The organism is Skermanella sp. (assembly GCF_059503625.1).
Genome location: NZ_JCACHA010000152.1, coordinates 1 through 3,688, shown reverse-complemented (window position 1 = coordinate 3,688; position 3,688 = coordinate 1). Strand labels below are relative to the sequence as shown.

The 3,688-nt window shown below is 66.7% G+C and carries 4 protein-coding genes; 3 read left to right on the top strand and 1 reads right to left on the bottom strand.

All coding sequences use genetic code 11. From position 1 onward, the window contains the following. The coding region (locus AC5JJ6_RS04180; RefSeq protein WP_496040841.1) for a transposase at positions 1–368 on the bottom strand (368 nt) is incomplete at its 3' end. Between the two features lie 275 nt (positions 369–643). Here AC5JJ6_RS04180 and AC5JJ6_RS04175 point away from each other — a divergent pair. The 3 genes from AC5JJ6_RS04175 to AC5JJ6_RS04165 all read left to right on the top strand — a co-directional run. Beyond that, entirely contained in the window at positions 644–1,267 is a 624-nt protein-coding gene (locus AC5JJ6_RS04175) for a hypothetical protein (RefSeq protein WP_496040840.1), read from the top strand. A gap of 192 nt (positions 1,268–1,459) precedes the next feature. Then, positions 1,460–2,563, top strand: coding sequence for an efflux RND transporter periplasmic adaptor subunit (locus tag AC5JJ6_RS04170; RefSeq protein WP_496040839.1), 1,104 nt, complete (start codon positions 1,460–1,462; stop codon positions 2,561–2,563). Between the two features lie 5 nt (positions 2,564–2,568). After that, positions 2,569–3,688 (top strand): efflux RND transporter permease subunit (locus tag AC5JJ6_RS04165; protein ID WP_496040838.1); only part of this gene is annotated, 1,120 nt, incomplete at its 3' end.

The window sequence follows — 3,688 nt, the reverse complement described above, 5'->3', positions numbered from 1 at the left end:
TTCAACGAGACGTAGCTGACCGCATCAATCAGGTGCTCCTCATCCATCAGAACCGCGCCGAAGCGTCCCTGCCATAGGTGCCCGGTCCAGCCGTTGCGCCTGTTGATGCGCGTCGTGTAGTTCCGGTGGGCCTCGGCCAGCGTTCGCCGCAATCCGTCCTCATCGGACGGGACCAGGATCATGTGGACGTGGTTGGGCATCAGGCAATAGGCCCAGACCTCCGTCCGGGCCTTGGCGGCGGCATCCGCTATCAACTGGCGGTATGATTTGTAGTCGTCGTCGCTGAAGAACGTGCGCTCCTGCCGGTTGCCGCGTTGAGTGACCAGATGCGGCATGTTCGGGATGACGATTCGGCGGAGGCGCGCCATGACGGTCCTTGAGGTTCTGTGGATAGCGACGCCGGCTTAGCCGCAGCAGGTCTGCGATGTCAGCCGACACGTAAACTGTCACTGCTTTGTCCGACAAGCATAAACGGTGATGACGGACGAACGGACAGGAAATTCCCGAATTTTTCAGCTTAGTCCGCGCACATTTTCCGGTCATTCCAAAGCGTTGCGGTTTGCCGCCAGAGCGCCGGAGCAACTTGGGCTTGTGCGGCAATAAGATGACCGGCCGGAAAATCAATGTCTTGGAGGAGGTTGGGATGGGAACTGGAGCAGGAAGGAAAAGGTGGGCCGCCGTTTTGTCGGTCGTCGGATTGACGGCATTGCCGGTGGCACTGGGTGTCGGATTGATCGATATCCCGGCCGCCTATGCCAAGGGCGGTGATGGTGGAGGCGGCGGCGGCTCGGGCGGTGGCAGCTCCGGCGGCGGCAGCGCTGGTGGCTCCAGCTCCAGCAGCGGCGGTGGCGGGCGGAGTTCCGAAAGCCGTAGCGCCAGCAGTTCCCGGTCTGACGACCGTGGCCGGGAGTCGGAAGCCCGAGGCCGCGAATCCGAAGCCCGGGGGCGCGCTGCCGAGGGCGAGACCGAGGCTCGGGGCCGGGAAGCCGAGGCACGCGGACGCGTTGCCGAGGGCGAGACGGAAGCGCGCGGTCGCGAGGCCGAAGCCCGTGGCCGGGTCGCCGAGGGCGAGACTCATCGCCGCGGGCTCGACGACGCGGCCCGCGCATCCACCCGCGCGGAGATCGAGAAGGGCATGGCTGCTTCGACGTCCGCCGCCCGGATTTCAGCCTACGAGCACGCAGTGCGGGAAGCAGGGCGGATCGAGGATGCGGCGGCCCGGCGGGAAGCCCTCGGTGCGGCGGCGGGTATGCTGAGCCACCGCTGACCGTTCCCATACCGATCGATAGTACGGCGAGCGCGGCGGACAGGTCTCCGCCGCGCTCGACTTTGTTTCAGAAGAAAGCCATTATAATTTTAGCTAAGGGGCGCTGACAGTTTCGTGTGCTCCCGATTCTTCGAGCCTTGATTTTCTGAGCTTTCAGGGAGGACGCCGCACCAGGGGCGGCCGGAACGACGCATGAAGCTGATCTCACGTCTGATCATCCTGGCCGCCCTGCTCGGCGCGGGCGGTGCCGCTTACTGGTATTATAACGTCTATCTGGCCGGCACCATGCCCGTCACCGCCCAGGCTCCGGCTGCTGTCGCCGGTGCCGGCGGGGGTGGACCGCCCGGCGGCATCCCCGTGGAGGCGCAAAAGGTCGAGGTCGGCTCCGTGTCGCGCTCGGTCACGTCGGTCGGCACGCTGTTCTCCGACGAGTCGGTGATCATCCGGCCGGAAGTCGCCGGCAAGATCACCGAGATCCGGTTCAGCGAGGGGCAGGCGATCCGCAAGGGCGCCGTCGTTCTGCGCCTGGACGACGCCATCGCGCGGGCGACGGTCGATCAGGCGCTCGCCAGCCTCAATCTCAGCAAGACGGAAGCGGACCGGGCGGACGAGCTGTACCGCCAGGGCTCCGGCAGCGCCCGCGCCCGCGATCAGGCGCGCGCCAAGCTGCTGGCCGACGAGGCGTCCGTGACGCTGGCCCGCGCTCAGCTTGCCAAGCTGGAACTGAACGCGCCGTTCGACGGAGTGCTGGGTCTGCGGCGCGTCAGCGTCGGCGACGTGGTCCAGGCCGGCAAGGACATCGTCAACCTGGAAGCGATCGAGACGCTGAAGCTGGACTTCCGCGTTCCGGAGCTTTACCTGCCCTCCGTCAAGGTCGGGCAAACGCTCAACATCGTGGTCGATGCGGTGCCCGACCGGAAGTTCGCCGGCACCGTCTTCGCCATCGACCCGCTGATCGACGTCAACGGCCGCAGCATCAATGTCCGCGCCCGCGTACCGAACAAGGACGACGCCCTGCGCCCCGGCCTGTTCGCCCGCGTCAACCTGACGCTGACGACGCGCGAGAACTCCATCCTGGTGCCGGAGCAGGCGATGGTCGCAGTCGGCGCCGATCAGTTCGTCTTCAAGGTGGTGGACGGCAAGGTGGCGCGGGTCAAGGTCCGCACCGGCGAGCGACGCGCCGCCAAGGTGGAGATCCTGGACGGGCTGGCTCCGGACGACGTGATCGTCACCGCCGGGCACCTGAAGATCCGCGACGGTGCGCCGGTGACGGTCGTCCCTGCGGTCGGGAGCTGACCGCCATGCAGATGTCCGAACTGAGCATCCGCCGTCCCGTCCTCGCCACCGTCATGAGCCTGACGGTGCTGCTGGTCGGCATCGTCGCCTATCAGCGCCTGTCGGTGCGCGAATACCCAAAGATCGACGAGCCGGTCGTCACCGTCACGACCAAGTACCAGGGCGCCAGCGCCGAGATCGTCGAGAGCCAGGTGACCCAGCCGCTGGAGGAAAGCCTGTCCGGCATCGAGGGCATCGACGTGATGTCGTCGATCAGCCGGTCGGAAACCAGCCAGATCACCGTCCGCTTCCGGATCACCCGCGAGCCCGACGTGGCGGCCAACGACGTACGCGACCGGGTCGGCCGCGTACGCGGCGCCCTGCCGGACGAGATCGACGAACCGGTCATCGCCAAGGTGGAGGCCGACGCCCAGCCGATCATCTATCTGGCCTTTTCCAGCGACCGCCATTCGCCGCTGGACGTCACCGACTATGCCGACCGCTTCGTCAAGGACCGGCTTCAGAACCTGCCCGGCGTCGCCGATATCCGGATCTTCGGCGAGCGGCGCTACGCGATGCGGATCTGGCTCGACCCGACCCGGCTGGCGGCCTACCGGGTGACGCCGCAGGACGTGGAGTCGGCGCTGCGCCGCCAGAACATCGAGATCCCGGCGGGCCGGGTGGAAAGCGTCCAGCGCGAGTTCACCGTCGTCTCGGAAACCGACATGCGGACGCCGGCCGAGTTCGAGAACATCATCCTGCGCGACGAGTCCGGTTATCTGGTCCGCCTGCGCGATGTCGGCCGGGCGGAGATCGGAGCGCGCGACGAGCGGGTGAACGCCCGGTTCAACGGGCGCAACGCCGTCGCCATGGGTGTCGTCAAGCAGTCCACCGCCAACCCGCTGGACGTCTCCAAGGCGGTGCAGAAGACGTTGCCGGTGATCCGCGCCGGTCTGCCGGAAGGCATGAGCGTCGATATCGGCTACGACAGCTCCGTCTTCATCGCCGAATCCATCGACGCCGTCTTCCACACGATCCTGGAGGCGATCGTGCTGGTCGTCCTGGTGATCTTCTTCTTCCTGCGCTCGCTGCGGGCGACGCTGATCCCGCTGGTGACCATCCCGGTATCGCTGATCGGCGCCTTCG